We start from the raw sequence: 21737 nt of genomic DNA, 5'->3' as shown, positions 1-21737 counted from the left end.
GGTAGGAAGGGGGGAAAGGGGGGGGGAGATCCGGGGCGTCGGTCAGTCCACGGTGACCACCACCGAATGCCAGCCACTGGACCCGTCGGGGATCGTGCGGGTCCGCTTCTGGGTCTGTGTCTCGCCCGTCCGGTCCGTGGCCCGGACCGTCAGGGTGTGGCCGCCGCCGGACGCCGCCTTCCAGGCGAAGGACCACTGGCGCCAGGTGTCCCGGGTGTCCTCGGCGGCCAGATCGGCCTGCTGCCAGGCGCCGTCGTCCACGCGCACCTCGACCTTGTCGATGCCGCGGTGCTGGGCCCAGGCCACTCCCGCGACCATCACGGTGTCGCCGGACTTGGGGCGGGCGAACGGCTTGGGCGTGTCGATCCGGGACTGGGTCTTGATCGGCGCCTTGCGCGCCCAGTCCCGCTTCACCCAGTACGGGTCGTAGTCGTCGAACGTGGTCAGCTCGATGTCCTGGATCCACTTGCAGGCGGACACGAAGCCGTACAGGCCGGGGACCACCATGCGCACCGGGAACCCGTGCGCGAAGGGCAGCGGCTCGCCGTTCATCCCGAGGGCGAGCATCGCGTCGCGGCCGTCCATGACGTCCTCGACGGGGCTGCCGATGGTCATCCCGTCCACGGACCGCGCGACCAACTGGTCAGCGGGACCGCCCTTCGACGGCGGCTTCACGCCGCACTGTGTCAGGAGGTCGGACAGTCGCACGCCGATCCAGCGGGCGTTGCCCACGTACGGGCCGCCCACCTCGTTCGAGACGCAGGCCAGCGTGATGTTCCGCTCGATCAGCGGCATGCGCAGCAGATCCGCGAAGGACAGGGTCGTCTCGCGGGAGACGCCCTTGCCGTGGATCCGCAACCTCCATGCGGTCGCGTCGACTTTGGGCACCACCAGGGCGGTGTCGACCCGGTAGAAGTCCTTGTTGGGCGTCATGAACGGGCTGATGTCCTTGACCCGCAGCGCTGCGCCCTTGGGCGTCGGCGAGACGGGCGAGGCCGGGGCGGGCAGCCTGACCTGATTACGGGAGGCGACGGCGTTCTGGCCCTGAGCACCGTTCAGGGAGCGGCCGAGCAGGCCGGCCCCCGTGGAGGCGGCTGCCGCTGCCGTCGCGGCGACGATGAACCCCCGCCGGTCCCAGCCCGTTTTCTCCTCGCCCGTCTTCTCCTCGGAGGGCTCGGAGGACTCAGAAGTCTGATCCGCGTGTGCGGGGGCCTTCGCTGAGCGCGGGCGCGGGCGCAGGCGTCCGACGAGGTAGTAGAGAAGTCCCGCTCCCACCACCGCACCGGCCACCGACGGCAGCGCGTCCGTGAGGCTCGTGGAGTCGGGCCGGCTCGTGGCGGCGAAGGCCCCGATGACGCCGAACAGGAGGACCCCGGCGGAGCCCGCGCGCCGGTAGCGGGCCGCCAGTGCTCCGAGCACCAGCGCGAGGAGGGTCAGTACGGCGAGGATGCCCAGTTGCAGGACGAGTTTGTCGTTCGTCCCGAACTGCCGGATGGCCCAGTCCTTCACCGCGGGCGGCGTGCGGTCGATCGCCGCCCCGCCCACCGCGATCACCGGGCTGGACTCCGGGCGTACCGCGACTGACACGAGCTCGGCCGTGGCCAGGGCGGAGCAGCCGGCCAGCAGACCGCTCAAGGAGCCGAGTCCGACCAGCCGCCATGTGCCCAAGTGCCTCGATGTTCTCGCTTCTTCACTCACACCCGTGATCCGGAGCGCGGGCAGGGCGCGGATTGGTCCGTCACTCCTTTTGGGGGAGAAAATCTTCTGGACCAATCCAGGAGGGTCACGGATCCGAATGACTTCCCAGGCTCCTGCGGGGCAGACCTCGGGGCGGTATTACGATCTTCGGCATGGCGAAGCGGAAGGTGCGGCGGCGGGCGCGGAAGATTCTCGGTGAGGACCCCGTGGCCCTGGTCTGGTGTGAGATCCACAAGCCGATCCCCGTACCGCCCAAGGACGTTCACCGTGCCGCGGGCAAAGGGCGTCTGAAATCGCGCCACCACTGGTTGATGTATGTGGGCGCCGTGGTGTTCTGTTTCGTGGTCGTGCCGGTGATCCTGATCGACATGCTCGGGCGCCAGGTGGAGAAGTTGCTCTCGCCGGGGCGGCGCAGCCGTGCCGGGCGGACCGGCCCCTCGCGGACCGCACCCGATGCGCGGGGCTCCGGCCGTGGCAGCGAACCTGAGAACGACCGCGGGCAGGACCCCGCCGACGGCGTCTTCGACGGTGACTGGCATCTGACCGCGGGCCAGCTCCTGTTGCGCTGGTACGGGCATTCCCCCAGCCCCCAGCGCCTGGTCATGCTGACTCGCGACCGTATCTGTGTGGCCGCGTCGCCCCGCCGTCGGCTGTCGCCGACCAGGGCCGATGACTTCCGGACCGTCACGGAGTTCACCCTCGACCAGGCCCGTATCGAGGGCGAGGCGGGCCAGCCGTGCGGGTTCGCCACCTTCCGGCTCTGCTTCGCCGACGGTTCCTGGCTGGAGGTGGGCCGACTCGGCGAGGCGGAGGACGCCGACCACTTTCTGCGCACGGTCAGCGGCTGATCGGGCCTTCTCCTGTCAGCTTCCCTGTCAGCGCAGCGAGCGCTGGTACTGGCCGGGTGTCTGTCCGACGAGTGTCGTGAACGCGTCGATGAAGGCGCTCGGATTCGCCCATCCGCAGGCGGTCGCCGTATTGATGACCGAGACCTTGCCGGCGAGCAGCAGAAGCGCGTGGTGAACGCGTAGTTGTGTACGCCACTGGGGGAAGCTCATTCCGGTCTCCTGCTGGAAGAGCCTGCTCAGTGTGCGTTCGCTGGCGCCGACTTGATGGCCCAGCTCGCTGAGCGTGCGAGGGTCCGACATCCCCTCCTCCACGAGGGCGACAACGGCGCGGAGCCGGTCGTCGTGGGGCTCGGGCAGGTGCAGGGGCTGTTCGGGCGCGGTGGTGATGTCGTCGATGACCACCCGGCGCAGACGTGAGCGTGCGCCCGCGGAACGGCGTTCGGGGCCGGTCAAGGTCAAAGTGGCCTCACGCGCGAGCGGCGTCATGACGAGCACCGCGGGATGCGCGGGCAGCAGTACGGCCAGGCTCGGCGCCATGAAGACGATGCGCATGTCGGTCCGGCCGTGCGCGCGATGCTGATGCTCGAAGCCCGCGGGAATCCATACGACCCGATTCGACGGGGCGATCCATGAGCCGAGCGAGGTCACGAGCGAGAGCACGCCGGTAGCGGGGTACACCAGATGCCCGCGCGTGTGCTTGTGCTCGGGAGTGCGTTCGTCGTGCCCGAGCAGGAAGACGTGTTCCCGGAGGACGGGTTCGAGCGGCATCGACTCGTGGCGGGTTTTGGGCATCTTCCGTCAGATTATCAGTTGGCCGCCTAGATCCACTCGGATGAACTGGGGTCGCAGCCCGATGTCGACGATCCCCGGTCGACCGGGGATCGAAAGGAAGACCCAGCGTGACCCAGCTCCTCCAAGAACCGACGCCGCGCACACGGCCCGTCCCAGCCGCTCGCAGCAGGCTCCGTATCGCCGTGTTGGCGGTCGGTCTCCTCACGGCCGCGTTCAACCTGCGCATCGGTGTTGCCTCGGTCGGCCCGGTGCTCTCGGACATCCAGGCGGATCTCGGCCTCCCCGAAGTCGTCGTCAGCCTCCTCACGACCATCCCTGTCGTCGCGTTCGGCGCCTTCGCGTTCGTCACCCCGGCACTGAGCCGCCGCCTGGGTCTGCACCGGCTCCTCGGAGCGACGATGATCGCGCTCGCTGTCGGCATCGCCCTGCGTCTGCAGCCCAGCCTCGTCGGTCTCTTCACCGGCACCGTCGTCGTCGGTGCGTCGATCGCGATCGCCAATGTCATCATGCCCGCCGCGATCAAGCGGGACTTCTCGCGCCATGTCGGCCTGATGATGGGTCTTTACGCGACCGCGCTCTCCGTCGGCGCCGCCTTCGCCGCGGGCGCCACGGTGCCGTTGCTCTCGGTGGTCGGCGGCGGTTGGCGACCCACTCTGGCGCTGTGGGCGATCCCCGCCCTCATCGCCTTCCTCATCCTCGTCCCGCAGTTGCGGCACACTCCCGTCCGCGATCCTCGGACCCACGATGTCGCCGACGCCCCGTCGGATGCGGGCGAGCCCTCCGTCCGCGCTCTGACGCGCGATCCTGTCGCCATCGCCGTGACCGCGCTCATGGGTCTGCAGAGCATGAGCTACTACGCGACCCTGACGTGGGTTCCGACCCTGTTCCAGGACGCGGGTATGGACGCGCACACGGCCGGGTGGATGCTGTCGTACTCGGCCTTCCTCGGCATGGCCGCCTCACTCGTGACGCCCACGATCGCCAGGCGGACCCGTCCGACGTGGCTTCCCGTCGCGGTCGCCGTCGTCCTCACCGGTTCCGCCTTCGTCGGTCTGGCCACGGCCCCCATATCGGCGGCGTACGTGTGGATGACGATGCTCGGGCTCGGCCAAGGGGCTTTCCTCAGCCTGTCCCTGACCTACATCGTCTGGCGCTCGCCCGATGCCAGGCACACCGGCCACGTCTCGATGATGGCCCAGGGACTCGGCTACCTCCTGGCCGGTCTCGGCCCCATCGGCCTCGGCGCACTCCACACCGCGACGGGGGGCTGGAGCATCCCGCTCATGGCGCTCATCGGCCTGCTCGTCCTGCAGATGTGGGCAGGCGCGCTCGCGAGCCGTGAACGCCATGTTCTCGACGGCGGCCACGGCTGAGGGGCGGCTAAGGAAAAGGAAAGAGCGAAGGGAAATCGGTTGCCTGTCGGCGACAGTGGTGGATCAATGTCCCGACATGATCAGCGCACATGATCAGCACACGGGAGACGTCGACACATGAGTACGCCACCATCGCCACCTGGAGCGGGACGGGCTGACGGATCGTCCGTCAGGATCGGCGCGCTCGTTCCGCTGACCCGGCCCGGCTGGGTCGGGGCGGGCCGACACCTGCTCGCTGGAATCGAGTTGGCCGTTCGCGAGGTCAATGACGCGGGCGGGATCGGCGGAAGGCCACTTGAGCTGGTGGTCCGCGACACCGCGGCCGACCCGGAGAAGGCCGCGGCGGCCGTGGACGAACTGGCTGGTCTGGGCGTGGCCGCCGTGGCGGGGGAGTACCACAGCGTCGTCGCTCGCGCCGCTGCCACCAGGGCCGACGCCCTTGGCGTGCCGTTCCTCTGCTCGTCGGCAGTCCTCGACGCGCTCACCGAACAGCCCACGGAGTGGGTCGCGCGCCTTTCCCCGCCGCAGTCCCGCGGCTGGCAGACGTACGCGGACTTCCTCCTCGACGCGGGCCACAGCCGCATAGCCGTAGCGACCCAGCCGAGCGTCTACTGGGCATCGGGGACCCGCATCCTGCGGGACCACCTCGCACCGCGCGGCGGCACCGTCACCGAACTCGACACGAGCGCGCTCAGGCCCACGGCCGTGTGCGACGAACTCGTCGCCAGTGGCGCGAGCGCCCTGCTTCTGCTGGTCGGCCTCCCGGATCCGGCAGTGCCGATCGTCAAGGCCGTCCGCGGCGACAAGCGCCTCGCCGAGACCATGATCGGTGCTCCGGCCGGGCAGCCGGAGCTCGCCGAATGGGCGACGTCGCTGGGTGGCGACGGCGCCGCGATCCCGTTCCTGCGCTACCTGCCCGAGCGCCTCGGCCCACTCGGTGTACGGGTCGAATCGGTCCTCCGAGAGCGGTTGGCCGGGGCGCCCTCCTTCGTCGCCTTCGAGGGTTACGACACGGTCGCCGTCCTCGCCGATGTGTTGCGTGCCCAGGGCCTGGACCGGGCGCGCATCGCCGAATCCTGGCCGGGCGTCGCCGTCGAAGGCACCCGCGGGCAGATCCGGTTCTCCCGTACGCCGGGCAGCAGCGTGTGGCAGTGGGACCGGACGCCGATCCAGGTCGTCGATCGGGACCCGGCGGACCTCGACCGCTTCCGGATCCTGCACACCGGCTGAACAACCGGCTCCCCGGGCAGCCACAACGATCGGTTGGGCACGCATAGCCTTGCTCCATGGACACCGAGGCGGTTCGATCGTTCGTCCGCGCGGCCGAGCTCGGCCAGCTGCAACAGGCGGCTGACGAGCTCGGCGTGACGCAGCAGGCCGTGTCGAAGCGGATCGCGACGCTCGAGCGCGGACTCGACGTCCGGTTGTTCACCCGTACCGCCCGAGGGGTCGAGCTGACACTCGACGGCCAAGCCTTCCTCCCGCACGCCCGGAACATCGTCGCGGGTGCCGATCGCGCCGTCACCGCGATCAGACCGGGCTCGCGGGCCCTTCGGATCGACGTGCTCGGCCTGCGGTCGGCGCAGGCCGTCATCCTGCACGACTACTGGCGAGCGCATCCCGAGACCGACCTCGACGTGGTGACCCTCAGGGTCAACGACCCGCGCGTGGCGGTCGCCGCCGTCCAGGCAGGCGACATCGACGCCACGTTCCGCACGATCACCGACCCGGCCGCGCTGCCGCGCGACATGCGGATGATCCACGCGTTCGACTCCCCGCTGGAACTCCTCGTCGGCCCGAGACATCCGCTCGCCTCCGCACGAACACTGACGCCCGCCCAACTGCGCCGCCACCGGATCTGGGTGCCCGGTATCGCGCCACGCAGCGAATGGTCGGAGTTCTACGACCAGCTCGCCAGCGACTTCGACCTCCGCATCGATGCCGCGGGCCCGAACTTCGGCAACGAGGTACTCCTCGACACCCTCGCCGACTCGGCGGACGTGGCCACCCTCGTAGGCTCGCGCGACCGGTACATCTGGCCGACGAACCACGACATCCGCCGCATCCCGATCGTGGATCCGACGCTGGTGTACCCGATTTCGCTCATCTTCTCCGGGCCGAATCCGCACCCGGGCCTCCGGGCGGTCATCAAACATCTCTCAGGCCTGACGGCGGGACCCGAACCGGCTTGGCTCCCCTCCTGGGCAGTGCCGCGGTCCGACACCGAGCCCCTGGACTAGAGCACCGGCACCCGGCGGCCTCACCGAAATGGCGGCCTCACCGAATGGCGGGCGGACAATTTGCCGGTCGCTCTCGGGCAGCCTAATTTTGCGGCGACACGGCTTTTTCTCAGGCAAGGGGAGAAAAGCTCCATGGTGAAAGGCCTTCCGCACAGAACACCCCGACGGCCCCGAGAGCCGGACACGGAATCGACGCGCACCTCGAGTGCGGCGACCGACCGTATGGCGCGTACGTTGCTGCGCCGCCGCAAGAAGGCACTGAGCGCCGACGACGTGATGGTCTCGGACCGCCCGAAGGTGCGGCGCGCGGTGACGGCTGCCGCGCTCGGGAACACCATGGAGTGGTTCGACTTCGGTGTCTACGCCTATTTGGCGGGCACGATCGGAAAGGTCTTCTTTCCGTCCAGTTCGCCCGGGGCCCAGGTCGTCGCCACCTTCGCCACCTTCGCCGCGGCCTTTCTCGTCCGCCCGCTCGGCGGTCTCGTCTTCGGGCCGTTGGGCGACCGCATCGGCCGCCAGCGCGTGCTCGCCGTAACCATGATCATGATGGCTGCGAGCACCTTCGCCGTCGGGCTGCTGCCGTCGTACGCCTCGATCGGTTTCGCCGCCCCGCTGCTCCTTCTCGTGTGCCGCCTCGTCCAGGGCTTCTCCACGGGCGGCGAGTACGCCGGGGCCACCACCTACATCGCCGAGTACGCCCCCGACCAGCGGCGCGGCTTCCTCGGCAGCTGGCTCGACTTCGGCACCTTCGTGGGCTACTCCCTGGGCTCGGGCCTGGTGACGGTCCTTACGCTGACCCTGGGATCGGACGGCCTGGAGAGCTGGGGCTGGCGCATTCCCTTCTTCATCGCCGGACCGCTCGGGCTCATCGGCCTGTACATGCGGCTGAAGCTGGAGGAGACGCCCGCCTTCCAGCAGGAGACAGCCTCCGCCGCCGCGGAGCGAGGCGAAGGGGACGACGACCCCATCGAGCAAGCCCGCCAGTCGGGCAAGGGGCGGCTCAAGGAGATCTTCACCCGCCACTGGCAGGCGCTGCTGATCCGCATGGGCCTCGTGCTGCTCTACAACGTCACGAACTACATGGTGACGTCGTATCTGCCCACGTTCATGACGGCGACCTTGGGCGAGAGCGACACGACGGCTCAGTTGCTGGTGCTCGGCACCATGCTGCTGGTCGCTCTCTCCATCACAGTGGTGGGCCGCAGCTCCGACCGGTGGGGCAGACGCCCGATGTTCATGGGCGGCAGCATCGCCCTTATCGCGCTCGCCATTCCGGCGTTCCTGCTGATCCGGGAGGGCGGCATCCTCCTGCCCGCGTTCGGCTGCGCCATCCTCGGGCTGCTTCTGGTCTGTTTCGCGGGCACGGCCGCCGCGACACTGCCCGCCCTGTTCCCCACCCGTCTGCGGTACGGCGCCCTGTCGATCGCCTACAACATCTCCGTCTCCCTCTTCGGCGGCACCACCCCGTTGCTGGCCTCCTTCCTGGTCGACAAGACCGGCAACACCCTGGTGCCTGCCTTCTACTTGATGGTGGCCGGAGTGATCGGCCTGGTCTCGACGCTCTTCCTGCACGAGACCGCGGGCCGACCGCTGCGCGGCTCAGGGCCCATGGTGGAGACGGACGACGAGGCCCGCGAGATCGTGGCGCGCAGCCGAACGGAGGCCGGGCGCCATGCGCGAGACGTGTGGCTGCGGCTGTGGCACCCGCGCGGGGGCCGGAACGAATCCACGAAGGCCCGTAAGCGGGGGGACTGAAGAGCGGGGGACTGACGAGCGGGGGAGTGACGTGTGACGCCGCGGTGGGCCGACCGGTGCCTCAGACGGGCGGGGTCCGGTCCTCGACCTGCACCTCGAAGGTGTTGAGGAAATCGCAGATGAGCTGGTAGTAGCCCACGGTGATGACGAGGTCCGCGAGCTGATTGACCGTCAAGAACGCCAGAAGCTCCGCGCGTTCGGTCTCATCGAGGGTGTGCCGGGCGAGCAGCCGGTCCGTGGCGGCAAGGACGGCGGCTTCGGGGCCCGAGAGCTCCCCGGCCGAACCGGTCCCGGCGGCGGCGAGCGCCTCCTCCCCGAGGCCGACGAGGCGAGCGATCCTCTCGTGGTGGTGAACCTCGTAGGCCGCTCCGTAGACATGACCGACCCGCACGATGACCAGTTCGCGCAAGGTGTCCGGCAGCGAGTTGCGCTGCAGGACCGACTCCCCGAGCGTCAGCAGGCCCGGCGCCAGGGCCGGTGAGTGCATCATCATCCGGAAGACGTTGAGCGAGCCGTTGGCACTCACGGCCTCCTGCAGTTCCACGGGCAGTGTGGAGAGATCCGGGTACTCCATGTCGGCTCCGTTCGGGAAGTTCGGGAAGTGCGGGACGTTCGGGAAGTGCGGCGAGCCTAAGGGACACCCGCCTCCCGGTCAGCGCCCAGGCGCTTGTGCGGGATTGCCGGTGCCTTCAGGATGCAGGCATGCCTGAGCCAACGTCAGCGTCAGCATCAGCATCAGAAGCAGCGTCGGGGCCTTCGTCACCCTCCGTTCTCGCCGCCCTGGTGGCGGGGCTGCGTGGCGGCGCCATCGAAGTCGTCGACCTCACCGCTCCGTTGTCGTCCACCACGCCCGTCCTCGAACTGCCTCCCCAGTTCGGGCAGACCAAGGTGTTCGAGCTGGAGGAGATCAGCCGGTACGACGCCCGGGGGCCCGCCTGGTACTGGAACAACTTCCGCACCGGCGAGCACACCGGCACCCACTTCGACGCCCCCAACCACTGGGTCACCGGCAAGGACCTCGCGGACGTCGCCTCGGTGCCCGCCCACCAGTTGGTGGCGCCCGCGGTGGTGCTCGACGTCACCGACGAGGTCGCCAAGGACCCCGACTTCCTCATCGAGGTGGAGCACTTGCAGGCCTGGCAGAACCGGCACGGTGCGCTGCCCGACGGCGGGTGGCTCCTGGTGCGTACCGGGTGGGACAGCAGGTCGTACGCGCAGGAGCCGTTCCTCAACGCCGACGAGAACGGTCCGCACACGCCGGGCCTGTCCGCCGCGTGCGCCCGCTGGGTGGCCGAGGAGTCGCCGGTGGTCGGGCTCGGTGTGGAGACGGTGGGCACCGACGCGGGCCGTGCGCCCACGTTCGAGCCTGCGTTTCCCTGTCACTCGTACCTCATGGGCAGCGGCAAGTACGGCCTGACACAGCTCCAGAACCTGGCGGAGCTGCCGCCGACCGGGGCCGTCGTGATCGCGGGGCCGCTGCCCATCGTCTCGGGCTCCGGGTCCCCCGCGCGGGTCCTCGCCCTCGTCGAACGGGCGGGGCGGCAGTCGTGAAGGTCGCCGAAGCGGTCGGGCGGGCCCTGGTCGCGGCCGGGGTCGGGCAGGTCTTCGGCGTGGTGGGCTCCGGCAACTTCCACGTCACCAACGCCATGGTGGCGGCGGGGGCGCGGTTCGTCGCGGCGCGCCACGAGGGCGGCGCCGCCACCATGGCCGACGCGTACGCCCGGATGCGGGGCGCCGTGACGGTGGTCAGCGTGCACCAGGGGTGCGGGCTCACGAACGCCCTCACCGGGATCGGCGAGGCGGCCAAGAGCCGTACGCCGCTCGTCGTCCTCGCGGCGGAGGCGACAGAGCCGCGCTCCAACTTCCATGTGGATCAAGGTGCGTTGGTGGAGGCGGTCGGCGCTCGGAGCGCCCGCGTGACGTCTGCGGCCGACGCCGTCGCGCAGGCTTCGGCCGCAGTGCACCGCGCCGCCCACGAGCGGTGCACGGTCGTGCTCAACCTTCCGCTCGACGTACAGGCACTGGACGTCGCACTGGATGTCGAGGACCCCGACGGGGCCCTGGCCGCCGTCGTACCTCCGCCCCCGCGCCCCGCCGTCGAACCCGCCACCGACGACATCGCCGCCCTCGCCGAGATCCTCGCGCACGCCGAGCGCCCGGTCCTCGTCGCCGGACGCGGCGCGCGCGGTCCCGACTGCCGCCGGGCGGTGGAGGCGCTCGCCGACCGCTGCGGTGCGCTGCTCGCGACGTCGGCGGTGGCCCGCGGACTGTTCCGGGGCAACCCGTGGTCGCTCGATGTGGCGGGCGGGTTCTCGTCCCCGCTCGCCGCCGAGTTGATCCGGGGCGCCGACGTGATCGTGGCCCTGGGCTGCTCGCTGACCATGTGGACGACGCGGCACGGCAGGCTCATCGGCCCTGACACGACCCTGGTCCAGGTCGACGACGACCCCACGGCGCTCGGCGCGCACCGCCCCGTCCACCTCGGAATCACCGGCGACGTGTTCCTCACGGCGGAGAAGACGCACACCGCGCTGGAGAACGACGGCAGCGGCGGCCGCGGCTATCGCACCCCCGACACCGCCGACGCTCTCGCCGCCCGACTGAACTGGCGCGACATCCCGTACGACGACACCGGCACCCGCGACCGCATCGACCCGCGCACGCTCAGTATCGCCCTCGACGACATCCTTCCCGCGCGGCGGGTGATCGGCGTCGACTCGGGCAACTTCATGGGCTACCCGACGATGTACCTCTCCGTCCCCGACGAACAGGGCCTCTGCTTCACACAGGCCTTCCAGTCCATCGGCCTCGGCCTCGCCACCACGATCGGCGCGGCCCTGGCCCGCCCGGACCGGCTCGCGGTGGCCGCGCTCGGCGACGGCGGGGCGCTGATGAGCGCCGTCGAACTCGACACGGTACGCAGGCTCGGACTGCCCATGGTGATCGTCGTCTACAACGACGACGCCTACGGGGCGGAGGTGCATCACTTCGGCCCGCACGGATTTCCGCTCGGCACAGTCGAGTTCCCGCCCACCGACATCGCCGCCGTGGCCCGCGGCTACGGCTTCGATGCGGTGACCGTACGCACGCCCGCCGACCTGAAGGCCGTACAGGACTGGGTCGCGGGCCCGCGGACCGCACCGCTGCTCATCGACGCCAAAGTGGTGCGGGACCAGGGGGCTTGGTGGCTGGAGGAGGCGTTCCGCGGACACTGAGAGGCCTGCCTGTCGCTACTGAGAGGCCGCCCACTGTGCCCGAACCCACCGTGCCCGGCTGAGAACGATCACTGGGTGGAAACCTTGTGGACGGTGGTGTCGTCGGGACTCAGCCGCCGCCCGTCCTCGGACAGCACTTCCAGTGTGCGGAGTTGATGTCCCTTTCGGCGGTCGACCAGCTGCGAGTGCGGTTCGTCGGGGGCGAAGAAGTTCCCTTCGCCCCACTGCCGCAGTGCCACGATGACGGGGAAGAGCGCTTTGCCCTTCGGCGTCAGTACGTACTCGCGGTAGGCGCTGCCGTCCGATGCGGGGACGGATTCGAGGACACCGCCGGCGACGAGGGTGCGCAGACGCGCGGTGAGGATGTTCTTCGCCACGCCGAGACTGCGCTGGAACTCCCCGAAGCGCCGGCTTCCGTCGAAGGCGTCCCGCACGATCAGCAGGGACCACCAGTCGCCGATCGCGTCCACCGACCGGGCGACCGGACATTCGCTGTCGTCGAAGCGCGTCCTGGTCACCATGGCTTCCCTCACTCTCGCTCCAGCATGACGGTTGCAACATGCTACCAAAAAAGCTAGCGTCGCCGTCATTCATTGGTAGCAAGATGAAACCAGATATGCGGGGGAGCACCCATGCCCAAGCCCAAGTCCATGCCCGTGCCTGTGTCTGTGCCCGTGCCCGAAAACGGTGCGGGTTCCGAGTTCGTCCTGTCCCGTGGCGTCGTCATGCTGTTCGCCGTCGCCTGCGGGGCCGCGGTGGCCAACGTCTACTTCTCGCAACCGCTCCTGGTGACCATGGGCCACGACCTCGCCATGAGCCCGGCACTGGTCGGCAGCGTGGTCACCCTCACGCACGTCGGATACGGCCTCGGCCTCTTCTTCCTCGTACCGCTGGGCGACGTGGCCGACCGCAGGCGGCTCATCGTCGCCCAACTGCTGATCCTGGTAGCGGCGTTGATCGTGGTGGCCGCCGCCCGTACGTCCGTGATCCTGCTCGCGGGCATGGCCGCGACAGGGCTTCTCGCAGCCGTCACGCAGACGTTGATGGCCTTCGCGGCATCACTGGCACCCGCCGCCGGGCGCGGCCGGGTCGTCGGCCTGGTCACCAGCGGTGTGGTCACCGGAATCCTGCTCGCCCGCACCGCATCCGGCCTCATGGCCGATCTCGCGGGCTGGCGCTCCGTCTACCTCGCCTCGGCGTCGCTCACCGCACTGCTCGCCCTGGTCCTGTCCCGGGTACTGCCCCGCCGGAGCGACGCACCGCCGACAACCACCCTGCGCTACGGACAGCTCCTGCGCTCCACGATCACCCTGTTCGCACGGGAACCACTGCTGCGGCGCCGAGCCCTCTTCGGACTGCTGATCTTCGCCGCCTTCAGCACCCTGTGGAGCAGCGTCGCGCTGCCGCTCAGCGAGGCCCCGTACTTCCTGCCGCACAGCGCGATCGGGGCGCTGGGCCTCATCGGCGTCGCCGGCGCCCTGGCCGCGACCGTGGCGGGCCGCCTGAACGACCGCGGCCTCTCCCGGCGGACCACCGGAATCGCCCTGGCGCTGCTCGCCGCGTCGTGGCTGCCCCTGGCCCTCACCCGCAGTTCGCTCTGGGCCCTGGTCGCCGGGGTGATCCTGCTCGACCTCGCCGTGCAGGCCGTCCATGTCACCAACCAGACCCTGATATACGCGCTGCACCCGGACGCGGGCAGCCGACTGATCGGCGGATACATGGTCTTCTACTCGATCGGCAGCGCGACCGGCGCCATCGCCGCGACCTCCCTGTACGCGGCGGCGGGCTGGGGCGCCGTATGCGCACTGGGTGCCGCGTTCAGCTGCCTCGGGCTCCTGCTGTGGGCGCTGACCCGGGCGGAGGCGGGATCCGATGTCATGCGGGCAGCTTGATCCGCAAGGGTCCGCAACCGATACGGTCCGCCTCCTTGGCCACATAGCGGGGCAGGAGCGTGCGGATGTCGGCGGCGCGTTCCGTGCCGTCGGCCCGGATGAGGAAGGTGACGTCACCGGTCTGGCACTCGGCCTGGAAGAGGCCGAAGTCGTCCCGCAGGAAACCCGTCCCCTGAGCATCGCCCACAGCCTTGACCTTGGGCCCGCCCTTGAACTTCAGGTCGGTGAAGAGCGCGGCGAGACGCGGGTCCTCGACCGTCATGAGCCGCAGCCGGGGGTGCCCGAAGAGCACGTCGCGGTCGCAGGCCCGTACGGGACCTTCGCCTGCCGTCACCACCGGCGGATTGAACTTGTCGGCCTCCCGCGAGCCCTCGAGGCGCAGCCCCTTGATGCCGCAGAACGCGTCGGGCTTCTCGCCCTTGGAGCGGGTGGGCGCGGGCAGTTCGTCGGCGGGGTCCTTCACCTCGCCCCTGCACCCCTGCTCGGCCATGTAGCCGTTGACGAGCCGGACCACGGCGCTGGTGAGCTGCGCCCGTTCAGTGGTGTCGACCTCGTCGTCGTACGTGGTCCAGCCCGCGTCCATGTCGACCACCAGGGGGCCGTCGCCGTCCGACTGCCTGCCGATGCAGCCTTCCGGAACCGCCAGCCACGCGCGCGTGTCCGACGTCATGCCCAGGAGTCCGCCGCCCAGCGGAGTCATCCGCGCGGACAGGTACTCGTCTGCCCACTTGCCGCTCGAACCGCCGAACCGGGTGTCGAGTTGATGGACCTGGGCCGTGACCCGCCGCCCGCGCGGCGACTTCAGGCGGCACACGCCGGACGGGCCTTCGGAGAAGATGCTGTCCGAGGTGATGGGCACGTCCGACGCCTCGATGTCCCGCTTGCCGCCGAACAGATCCGCCACGTCGTCGTCGCTCAACATGCCCCAGCACGCCGACTTCGACTCGAAGGGGCCCGCCTCCGCCTGCCAGGCCACCCCGGCCCCGCCGATCAGCGCCCCCGCGACAGCGGCGGCGACCGCAGGGCGCAGCCGCCCGCGCGTCAGGCTCCGCCAGTGCCACCAGGGACGTACCGGCTCCGGAGCCACGACAGCTTTCGTCTCGTCCGTCGCGGTCGTCTCGTCCGTCTTGCTCGTCTCCGCCTCGGTCATCAGCGCTCTCCCTCGGTTCCGGCGGGCGCGACAGCCGCGCAGCCCAGTCGCTGCGCCACCGCGGTGGTGAACGCGGCGAAGTGCCCCTTGGCCGCGTACGCCGGTGCGCCCAGCATCAGGAACGTCGTCGGACGCCCCGCGCACTGGGCCCGTACGACCTGATGACCCGACTTCAGGACACCCTTGCCCCGCCAGCCACGCGCGGGCGCCTTGTCACCCGTCAGGTCCTTGAGGAGCGCGTCGAAGCGGGGGTGCGCGACCATCAGAGCGTCGAGGTACTCCACGTCCGGGCGCCCGACCCGTACCGAGCAGGACTGCATGTCGTCGGTGACCGCGCCGACCTGATAGGCGGCTTCCCGCGCCAGCTCCTTGTCCAGATCCAGGTCGAGGCCGTTGATGCGGCACGCCGGATCGGAGTAGAAGGTCTCGCGCTTCTCCGGCAGCGTGAGCACGGGCGATGTGGTGCGCAACGGCTCCGCCGCGGCACAACCCGCCTTCTCCATGCCCTTGTTGGCCGCCTTCACCAGGAGTTCGGTCACCGCGCGCGAGCCGCCGAGGTCGGGGGACCGCTGGACGACATCGTCGGGCTCCTGCCGCGCCCGCGCGTCGAGGGTGACCGCGGTGGGGCGGCCGTCGCGGGTGTCGCACCGCTTCGGAAGGACCAGCAGGCCGCGCGTGCCGTCGACGGCGCCGGGCAGTCCGTCGGGCAGTGGCATCGCGCCGTCGCCGAGGTGGTCGTTGAGCCACGTCAGACGGGTCTCCGCGTCCTTCGGAGCTCGGCCGTACTTCACCGTGACGGTGGTGTCCTGGATCAGCTCGTCGCCGGAGTAGACACGGCTCGAGTGCACGGTCAGGGCGCAGGAGCCCGTCGGCTTCCCCGACATCGGCGACGTCTCCTCGGACGTACGGCTGCGTGCGTCGTCGCCCGAGAACGCCGCGTCACCCAGGATGTCGGGTCCGCTGTCCTGTTCCCAAGCGCCCCAGCAGTACTGGTCCTTGGTGGCCAAGGGGCCCTGGAACGCCCAGGTTCCGACCCCCGCCACCAGAACGACCAGCACGGCGCCCGACGTCACGGCCCGGCGCCGTGTGCGTATGAGCCCGCGTCCGAATGCGCGTGCGCGGCCGAACCGACCCGCCCGACTTTCCCCCGTCACCGCTGCTTCCTCTTCCCCGCCTGGCCCGATGTGGTCGTTGATGGTATCCAGTTGAACTACTGCTCCTGATCACAGGGGGGCCTCGTTGTTTTCTAAGGTGCGGACATGCACAGAACCGCGCCCCGCCCCGCCGCTCCAGAGCCCCGCGGCAGCCGCCGCAGCCGCCTCCCGGTATCCGTCCCGAAGGGGAGTGCGGCATGACGCTCAATCAGCTGCGGGCCTTCGTCGAGGCCGAACGGCTCGGATCCTTCACCGCCGCCGCACAGGCCATGGACATCGCCCAGGCATCCGCGTCCGAGCTCGTCCGACGCCTGGAGACGGAGCTCGAGGCGGAGCTGTTCCTGCGCGGCAGCCGCACCCTGACCCTGACATCGGCCGGGCACGAACTGCTGCCGTACGCCCAGGAGGCCCTGGCCGCGGCGGACGGCGGGACCCGGGCCGTGCACTCCCTGGGATCCCTCGGCGGCGGCACCGCCACCTTCGGGGTGCTGCGCAACGCCGACTACTACCTGCTCTCCAACCTCGTGCAGATGTTCCACGCGCGGTACCCGGCCGTCCGCGTACGGCTCGTGGGCCAGAACTCCGCCGAGACCGCCCTGGCCGTCGCGGCGGGCCAGATCGAGGCGGGCCTGGTCGTCCTGCCCATCGACGACGAGGGGCTCGCCATCACGCCCCTCATGCGGGACGAGGTGCATTACGTCAGCGCGAGCGCCGAGCGCACAAGCGCCCCCGTGAGCATCGAGACTTTCGCGCAGGCACCTCTTGTCCTCTACGACGCCCACTACGGCTGGAAGGACCCCACGCGGCGCCAACTCGCCGAACGCGCCCAGCTCGCCGGAGCCCGCATCGATCCCCTCATCGAGCTCGAACGCGTCGAAGCGGCACTGAAGTTGGCGGCGGCCGGAGTCGGCGACACGATCGCGAGCAAGGCGGTGATCGCCAGCCCTTCCTTCCCCGCAGGACTGCACACCGCGCCCTTCGCCGAACCCCTCTACGACACCATCGCGCTCGTCAGACGCCGCGGCCGTCCGCTGTCCCGCGCCACCCGCGAACTCGCCCGCCTCGCCGAGGACACCATCCGCGAGATCGGCAACGGCCTGCCGACCTGAACCGGCCCGGTTCGCTCTCGCGCTCGGCAGTCAGGAAGGCTGGACCTCGTCGAAGAGGGCGATGGCCTGGGAGGGGTCCGGGCTCACGAGGCGTTCCAGACCGGCCGTCGTGATCTTCGTCCATCTGTCGGCCCGTGCCCACATCCGTTCCTCGAAAGCGCGGACGGCGTCGTCAAGATCTCCCGGGTCGGCGGCGGCGACGGACTCGGCGAGTTCGGCGCCTTCCAGCATCGCGAGGTTCGCGCCCGCTCCCAACGGGGGCATCAGGTGGGCGGCGTCGCCAAGCAGCGTCACTCCACGGACGTGGTCCCAGGTGTGGGACACGGGAAGGGTGTAGAGGGGGCGGTGGACGAAAGCCGCGCCGTGGCGCAGGAGGTCGAGGACGGGGGCGGCCCAGCCGTCGAACAGGGCCAGCAGGCTTGACCGCACGGCCTCGGCATCGGCTGCGTCCGTGTGCCGGTCGAGGTCCACGCGGAACTGGGCGTACACCTTGACGTGGCCGCCGCTGTTGCGCTGGGCGACGAGGGCGCGGTTCACGCCGTACACGGCCACGGAACCGTCGCCGACCAGCCGGGCGAGGTCGGGGTGGCGGGTGTCGACGTCGTCGAGGGAGGTCTCGACGAAGGTGACGCCGGTGTACTGCGGTGTCACGGAGGAGAGGGCCGGGCGGACCCGGGACCAGGCACCGTCCGCGCCGATCACGAGGTCGAACGTCTCCTGTCGCCCGTCCGCGAAATGGACCAGCACGCCATCGCTGCTCCCCGGCACCACCTCCGTGACGTCCCGCCCCCACTGGACGTCCAGATCCCCGAGCAGCAGGTCGCGGAGCTGCCCGCGGTCGATCTCGGGGTTGGCCTGCTCATCCGGATCGGGCCGCCAGTCGCGCAGGACGGTTCCGTCCGTGTCCAGGATGCGCATGGCCTGCCCCTCGGGACGGGACAGCGCCTGGAACTCCGCCAGCAGCCCCGCCTTCTCCAACGCCAGCTGGCCAAGACCCTCGTGCAGGTCAAGCGTGCCGCCCGGGGGACGGGCGTCGCGGGCGGGATCGCGTTCGAGGACGGTCACAGGGCGACCGTGACGGTGCATGACGCGGGCGAAGGCGAGGCCGGCGGGGCCACTGCCGATCACGGCTATACGGGGTCTCATGTTGAGACAACGTACGGCCCCTCACCCAAGGGGGTCCCGCACTTCACCGAAGTTCCCGTGCCACAGGGAAACCCTGTGACACGTGCAGGAATCGCCCCTCTAGTCCTGTGGAACAGCCGCGCCTACCGTCCCGGGTATGCAGATCACGCACGACGAACAGAAGACCCTCGCTCCCTTCCAGTGGCTCAAGAAGCCGGAGGTCGACGGTCCCCCCGCCCAGCGCGACCCCAAGGTGGTCGAGCGCGTCTCCCAGATGCTGAAGGAGATCGAGAGCAAGGGCATGGACGCGGTCCGCGCCTACGGCCAGGAGCTTGACGGCTGGTCCGGCGATCTCGAGATCGGGGCCACCGAGCTCAAGAAGTCGGGGGACGCCCTGCCCGCCGACGTCCGTACCGCCCTCGAGATGGGCTACGAGCGCACGCACCGCTTCGCCTCCGCGCAGCGCGAGCACCTGACCGACTTCGAGATCGAGCTCGCCCCCGGTGTGGCGGGCGGCCAGCGCTACGTCCCGGTGTCCCGCGTCGGCGCCTACCTCCCGGCGGGTCGATTCCCGCTCCTCGCCAGCGCCTTCATGACCGTGGGCGTCGCCAAGACGGCCGGTGTCCCCACCGTGGTGGCGTGCACCCCGCCGTCCGGCGAGCACGGCGCCCACCCGGCCGTGCTCTACGGCGCCTACCTGTCCCGGGCCGACCGCGTCTTCGCCGTCGGCGGCGTCCAGGCACTCGGCGCGATGGCGTTCGGCCTGCTCGGCGAGGCCCCCGTCGACATGCTGGTCGGCGCCGGGAACGCCTTCGTCACCGAGGCGAAGCGGCAGCTCTTCGGACAGGTCGGGATCGACCTCCTCGCGGGCCCGTCCGAGGTGGCCGCCATCGCCGACGACACCGCCGACCCGGTCTGGGTGGCCGCGGACCTGCTCGGTCAGGCCGAGCACGGCCCGAACTCCCCGGCCGCCCTGATCACCACATCGGAGAAGCTGGGCCGGGCGGTCGTCGCGGAGATGGACCGCCAGCTGGAGACCCTCGCCACCCGTGACATCGCCGGACCCGCCTGGCGGGACTTCGGCTCCGTCATCGTCGTGCGCGACCGGGACCAGGCCGTCGCCGTGTCGGACATCCTCGGCCCCGAGCACCTGGAGATCCAGACGGACGACGACGACTTCTACCTGCGCAATCTGACCAACTACGGCTCCGTCTTCCTGGGCCCCTGGTCCACCGTCGCCTACTCCGACAAGGGCATCGCGGGTACGAACCACGTGCTGCCGACCGGCAAGACGGCGCGCTACAACGCGGGCCTCTCCGTCTCCCGCTTCCTCAAGCCCCTCACGTACCAGCGGGCCGCCAAGGAGGGCACGGCCTCCCTCGCGCCCGCCGTCGAGCGGATCTCCGCCTTCGAGGGCCTCGCCGCCCACGGCGCGACCGCCACCATCCGGATCGACCGGATCGGCCGTACGTCCGGAGCGTTCGACGCCGTCCCCGAAGCGCTGCGCGAGCAGCTCTGATCCGGCTCTCCCTCTCACCCCCGTGCCGGCTTCGGCCGAGGGGTGAGGGGCCCGGCGCCCGGAGCACCGCACTCCGCCTGTGACCGCCCGCCGGGCCGCTACCTGCGTCGACCGCCCGGGACGAGTGAGTACCGTCCTGTACCAAGGGCACCCGCGCTCCCACTCCCCGAGGATCTCCCCATGCACCACCCCTCGCCCGACCCAGCCCCCTCGGCTGCGGGCCCCGCACTCCAACAGGGCCTCAAGGGCCGCCAGATCACCATGATCTCCATCGGCGGAGTCATCGGAGCCGGACTCTTCGTCGGCTCGTCCACCGCCGTCGCTGCCGCAGGGCCCGCCGTTCTGATCTCGTTCCTGCTGGCTGCCGCCCTGGTGGTACTCGTCATGCAGATGCTCGGGGAGATGGCTGTCGCCCATCCCGACACCGGCTCCTTCTCCACCTACGCGGACCGCGCGCTCGGCCGCTGGGCGGGCTTCTCCATCGGCTGGCTGTACTGGTGGTTCTACATCCTCGTCATTCCCATCGAGGCCATCGCCGCGGGCGAGGTCATCGCGGGCCTCACCTCGGTGCCGAGCTGGATCCCGGCGCTCGCCATGATCGCCCTGCTCGCGGGGAGCAACCTCCTCGCCGTCCGCAACTACGGCGAGTTCGAGTACTGGTTCGCGCTCCTGAAGGTCGTCGCGATCGTCGCCTTCCTCGTGCTCGGCGCGCTCGCGATCTTCGGGGTCCTGCCGGGATCGGACGCCCATGGCGTGTCGCACCTGTGGAGCGACGGAGGGTTCGCCCCCAAGGGCGGCGTTGCCGTGCTCGCCGGTCTGCTCACGGCGATGTTCAGCTTCCAGGGCAGCGAGATCGTCACGATCGCCGCCGCCGAGTCCGAGGAACCGAAGAAGAACATCAAGAAGGCCGTCCGCGCCGTCGTATGGCGCCTCGGACTCTTCTACGTCGGCTCGATCTTCGTCGTCGTCAGCCTGGTCCCGTGGAACTCCGACGCCCTCGCCGACGGCTCCTACCAGGCGGTCCTCGACCGGATGAACATCCCGGGCGCCGGGCTGATCATGGACGTGGTCCTCGTCGTGGCCGTGAGCAGCTGCCTCAACTCCGCCATCTACACCGCGTCGCGCATGGCGTTCTCCCTCGCCCGCCGGCAGGACGCCCCGGCGGCCCTCGCCGCCACCTCGACGTCCGGAGTGCCCCGCAACGCGGTCCTCGCCTCGACCGTCATCGGCGTCGCCGCGGTCATCGCCAACTACCTTCTGCCGAGCGTCTTCACGTACCTCATCGCGTCCAGCGGTGCGATCGCCCTGATGATGTACATGGTCATCGCCATCACCCAGTACGCCACGCGGCGCAAGGAGCCCGAGCCGGGTGAGGTGCGGATGTGGGCGTTCCCGTATCTGACCCTCGCCACGATCGCCTTCATCGCCGGGGTCCTCGTCCTCATGGCGGTGCTTCCCGGCCACCGACTCGAACTCTGGCTCTCCCTGGCCCTGGCCGCGATCCTGGTCACCGTCGGAGCCCTGCGACAGCGGCGGCACGGCGACCGGTCAGCCGACAGGGGGAGTGTCTCGTCGGCGAGGCTCGGCTGAGAGGTCAGGGGAGCCGGGCGTGCGTGGCCCGGGGCACGAACTCCGTCGGCAGGACGAGGCGTTCACCCTGGGGATCGGCGTCGCCGTCGATGCGCCGCACCAGCAGGCGCGCCGCCTGACGCGACAGTTCCCGCAGGTCGTGGCGGACCGTGGTCAGCCGGAACACCTCCCAGGCCGCCATCGGGAGGTATCCCGAGTACCTGACTGGCGCTCTCGGTCTGCCTCGCTGGATGGCCCTGACATCCAACGCGATCACGGCCGGGACATCTCCTACATC

The 21737-nt window shown here is 70.3% G+C and carries 19 protein-coding genes; 11 read left to right on the top strand and 8 right to left on the bottom strand.

Annotated features, from left to right (window positions below; translation table 11 throughout):
* Positions 1–42: 42 nt before the first annotated feature.
* Positions 43–1698, bottom strand: coding sequence for a molybdopterin-dependent oxidoreductase (locus tag ACWFRJ_RS31545; RefSeq protein WP_453538466.1), 1656 nt, complete (start codon positions 1696–1698; stop codon positions 43–45).
* A 152-nt stretch (positions 1699–1850) separates the two neighbouring features.
* On the opposite strand from ACWFRJ_RS31545, the gene ACWFRJ_RS31540 reads away from it, so the two are divergent.
* Positions 1851–2546, top strand: coding sequence for a hypothetical protein (locus ACWFRJ_RS31540; protein ID WP_453538463.1), 696 nt, complete (start codon positions 1851–1853; stop codon positions 2544–2546).
* Between the two features lie 27 nt (positions 2547–2573).
* On the opposite strand, the gene ACWFRJ_RS31535 is transcribed toward ACWFRJ_RS31540, so the two are convergent.
* Positions 2574–3338, bottom strand: coding sequence for an AraC family transcriptional regulator (locus ACWFRJ_RS31535; RefSeq protein ID WP_453538460.1), 765 nt, complete (start codon positions 3336–3338; stop codon positions 2574–2576).
* Between the two features lie 107 nt (positions 3339–3445).
* On the opposite strand from ACWFRJ_RS31535, the gene ACWFRJ_RS31530 reads away from it, so the two are divergent.
* The 4 genes from ACWFRJ_RS31530 to proP all read left to right on the top strand — a co-directional run bounded on the left by ACWFRJ_RS31530 (position 3446) and on the right by proP (position 8706).
* Positions 3446–4711 (top strand): CynX/NimT family MFS transporter, encoded by a 1266-nt coding sequence (locus ACWFRJ_RS31530; RefSeq protein ID WP_453538457.1) that lies wholly within the window; start codon positions 3446–3448, stop codon positions 4709–4711.
* Between the two features lie 117 nt (positions 4712–4828).
* Positions 4829–5941, top strand: a complete 1113-nt coding sequence (locus ACWFRJ_RS31525; protein WP_453538454.1) for an ABC transporter substrate-binding protein — start codon at positions 4829–4831, stop codon at positions 5939–5941.
* A 56-nt stretch (positions 5942–5997) separates the two neighbouring features.
* Positions 5998–6951 carry a LysR family transcriptional regulator gene (locus tag ACWFRJ_RS31520; protein ID WP_453538451.1) on the top strand — a complete coding sequence of 318 codons (954 nt, stop codon included), beginning with the start codon at positions 5998–6000 and terminating at the stop codon, positions 6949–6951.
* A 222-nt stretch (positions 6952–7173) separates the two neighbouring features.
* Positions 7174–8706 carry a glycine betaine/L-proline transporter ProP gene (gene proP / locus ACWFRJ_RS31515; RefSeq protein WP_453538448.1) on the top strand — a complete coding sequence of 511 codons (1533 nt, stop codon included), beginning with the start codon at positions 7174–7176 and terminating at the stop codon, positions 8704–8706.
* Positions 8707–8767: 61 nt separating this feature from the next.
* On the opposite strand, the gene ACWFRJ_RS31510 is transcribed toward proP, so the two are convergent.
* A complete protein-coding gene (locus tag ACWFRJ_RS31510) occupies positions 8768–9280 on the bottom strand; it encodes a carboxymuconolactone decarboxylase family protein (RefSeq protein WP_453538445.1) in 513 nt (170 codons plus the stop codon).
* Positions 9281–9408: 128 nt separating this feature from the next.
* On the opposite strand from ACWFRJ_RS31510, the gene ACWFRJ_RS31505 reads away from it, so the two are divergent.
* Both ACWFRJ_RS31505 and ACWFRJ_RS31500 read left to right on the top strand, forming a co-directional pair.
* Entirely contained in the window at positions 9409–10257 is an 849-nt protein-coding gene (locus ACWFRJ_RS31505) for a cyclase family protein (RefSeq protein WP_453538442.1), read from the top strand.
* A complete protein-coding gene (locus ACWFRJ_RS31500) occupies positions 10254–11921 on the top strand; it encodes a thiamine pyrophosphate-binding protein (RefSeq protein ID WP_453538439.1) in 1668 nt (555 codons plus the stop codon). The genes ACWFRJ_RS31505 and ACWFRJ_RS31500 overlap by 4 nt, the downstream gene beginning before the upstream one ends.
* Positions 11922–11989: 68 nt before the next feature.
* On the opposite strand, the gene ACWFRJ_RS31495 is transcribed toward ACWFRJ_RS31500, so the two are convergent.
* Entirely contained in the window at positions 11990–12442 is a 453-nt protein-coding gene (locus tag ACWFRJ_RS31495; protein WP_453538436.1) for a winged helix-turn-helix transcriptional regulator, read from the bottom strand.
* Between the two features lie 129 nt (positions 12443–12571).
* Between ACWFRJ_RS31495 and ACWFRJ_RS31490 the strand changes: the two genes are divergently transcribed.
* On the top strand, positions 12572–13813 hold the full coding sequence (locus ACWFRJ_RS31490; RefSeq protein ID WP_453538622.1) for an MFS transporter: 1242 nt from the start codon (positions 12572–12574) through the stop codon (positions 13811–13813).
* Here ACWFRJ_RS31490 and ACWFRJ_RS31485 read toward each other — a convergent pair.
* Together ACWFRJ_RS31485 and ACWFRJ_RS31480 are read right to left on the bottom strand one after the other, a co-directional pair.
* Positions 13797–14963 (bottom strand): hypothetical protein, encoded by a 1167-nt coding sequence (locus ACWFRJ_RS31485; RefSeq protein ID WP_453538434.1) that lies wholly within the window; start codon positions 14961–14963, stop codon positions 13797–13799. The genes ACWFRJ_RS31490 and ACWFRJ_RS31485 overlap by 17 nt on opposite strands.
* Entirely contained in the window at positions 14963–16036 is a 1074-nt protein-coding gene (locus ACWFRJ_RS31480; protein WP_453538431.1) for a hypothetical protein, read from the bottom strand. The genes ACWFRJ_RS31485 and ACWFRJ_RS31480 overlap by 1 nt, the downstream gene beginning before the upstream one ends.
* A gap of 278 nt (positions 16037–16314) precedes the next feature.
* On the opposite strand from ACWFRJ_RS31480, the gene ACWFRJ_RS31475 reads away from it, so the two are divergent.
* Complete coding sequence (locus ACWFRJ_RS31475; protein WP_453538428.1) at positions 16315–17226, top strand: LysR family transcriptional regulator; 912 nt, start codon at positions 16315–16317, stop codon at positions 17224–17226.
* A 30-nt stretch (positions 17227–17256) separates the two neighbouring features.
* Here ACWFRJ_RS31475 and ACWFRJ_RS31470 read toward each other — a convergent pair whose 3' ends face one another.
* Positions 17257–18372, bottom strand: coding sequence for an FAD-dependent oxidoreductase (locus ACWFRJ_RS31470; protein ID WP_453538425.1), 1116 nt, complete (start codon positions 18370–18372; stop codon positions 17257–17259).
* Between the two features lie 136 nt (positions 18373–18508).
* Between ACWFRJ_RS31470 and hisD the strand changes: the two genes are divergently transcribed.
* Complete coding sequence (gene hisD, locus ACWFRJ_RS31465) at positions 18509–19870, top strand: histidinol dehydrogenase (protein ID WP_453538422.1); 1362 nt, start codon at positions 18509–18511, stop codon at positions 19868–19870.
* Positions 19871–20050: 180 nt separating this feature from the next.
* The gene (locus ACWFRJ_RS31460) at positions 20051–21460 is read left to right on the top strand and encodes an amino acid permease (protein WP_453538419.1); all 1410 of its coding nucleotides are present in this window, start codon (positions 20051–20053) and stop codon (positions 21458–21460) included.
* A 4-nt stretch (positions 21461–21464) separates the two neighbouring features.
* On the opposite strand, the gene ACWFRJ_RS31455 is transcribed toward ACWFRJ_RS31460, so the two are convergent.
* Positions 21465–21641, bottom strand: a complete 177-nt coding sequence (locus tag ACWFRJ_RS31455) for a substrate-binding domain-containing protein (protein WP_453538416.1) — start codon at positions 21639–21641, stop codon at positions 21465–21467.
* Positions 21642–21737: the final 96 nt, after the last annotated feature.

The organism is Streptomyces sp. NPDC055239 (assembly GCF_053606205.1).
This window is presented reverse-complemented; position numbering and strand designations above follow the sequence as displayed.